The organism is Streptomyces sp. PA03-6a, from assembly GCF_033792765.1.
Classification (GTDB): Bacteria; Actinomycetota; Actinomycetes; order Streptomycetales; family Streptomycetaceae; genus Actinacidiphila.
Map to the genome: position 1 here is coordinate 1 of NZ_JARAVK010000548.1, position 1,634 is coordinate 1,634.

Here is a 1,634-nt window from a genome sequence, read left to right on the forward strand (position 1 = left end):
GGGGAGCGGTATGCGGCTTTTGCGCGGCGGTTGAGGTTGCAGTTGCCGGTGCTGGCGGAGGGGGCTGGGCGGTTGGGGGATTCGTGTCGGCAGTTTGCGTTGCAGATCGAGTACGCGAAGTTCATGATCGTGGGGATGCTGGCGTGGACGGCGGCGGAGATTGCGCAGTGGGGGTGGGCGTTTCCGGAGGCGGTGCCGGCGTTGATTGCGGGGGCGCGGGCGGTGGTGTCGCTGATCGTGCGGCGGCTGGTGGCAGGGGCGGCCGCGGGAGCGGCGTTCGGGCTGGGCCTGGATGGGGCGGTCCAGGCCCTGCAGATGTTGCGCGGGGACCGGACCCGCTGGGATGTGTCCTCGATGCGGGACATGGCCCTGGGTGGTGCCCTGGAGGGCGGCATGGTGGGCGGCTTCCTCGGGGTCGGCGAGGTACTCCTGCCGAAGATCGCGGGGTCGGTGCTGGGCCGGGGTGTGATCGAGGGCACGGCCACGATGGCCAGCACGGGGGCGAGTAACACGGCGTTTCGGGACAGCAGCAGTGTGGGGGACGGGTTCACCTCGGGCCTGGTCGAGGGCATCACCGACAGCGGTGGTGGGGGCCGCCGCGGTGGCGGCGGTAGTGGTGGGGTTGTGGTGCCGAAGATCCCGGTGGTCGCGATCAGCCTGCCACCGGTAGAAGACCTCACCGCCCCCGAGACCGACGAGGGCGACAGCACCCTGGTGTCGCCGGCGGCTGCGCATCGCGATCCCGGGCTGGCCGGCACCGGCCACACCAGCACGGGCGGAGCCGCGGGCGGCCACGGGACGAGTGGTGGTGTGCCAAGCGGTGGCGGCATGCCGGGTGGGGGCCCAGGCGGGCAGGCGGGCGGCCCGGCCACCACTGCTGCTGCGGGTGCTGCCGGGTTCCCGGGCCGCGGCCCGGAGACCGGGGACGTGCCCGGCATGGCTGGCACCGGTTCAGGCCGGGGTGTGGTGCCGGCGGTGCACGGCGGTGGTGGTCCGGGCAGCACGGTCACTGCGGGCACGGCCGGTACGGGCACAGGCGCCCTGCCCGTGGATCGTTCCCGGGTGGCTGCTGCCGGTCCCGGTGCGGGGCCCGGCACCACTGCGGGCTCCGGAGGCTCTGGCGGTTCGGGCGGACCGCACGTCCCGGGTGCAGAGCGTGCGGGGACGGGTGACGGGGCTTCACGGCCGGTGGCAGCGACGGGTCTGGAGGGCAGTGGTGTGGGGCCGGGCGTCAGGGGTGACGCCACCCCTGGCACCGTCACCGCCCAGTCCCCGGCTCCCGCCACCGGTGCCGTTGCCGGTGCCGGTGGCGGTGGCGGGTTCGATGATCACATTGCGCCGGTCCAGGAGGGCGCGGCTGGCGGGCTGGCGGGCTTCGGGCAGGTATCCGGCTCTCCTGGTGAGGCCGGCGGTCTTCCGACAACGGCCGTAAGTGGTCCGGGTGATGTGCACGGTGGGGAGCCTGCGGCGGCGCCCGGCACAGCTGCTGTGGAGGGTGGTTCTGCTGGTGCGGGCGGGACCAGCCCCGCGCCTGCTGCTGCGTCTGCTGGTGCTGCCACCGTGACCGCGCCGGAGGCTGTGGCCAGTTCCGTTTCTGTGGCTGGTCCTGTCCGGGGTGGGTCGCGGGGTAGTGG

At 73.9% G+C, this 1,634-nt stretch carries 1 pseudogene; it reads left to right on the plus strand.

The features are described 5' to 3' along the window. Positions 1 to 99: 99 nt before the first annotated feature. Positions 100 to 1,634, plus strand: a pseudogene (locus tag PV350_RS46525) (hypothetical protein); the annotation flags it as partial.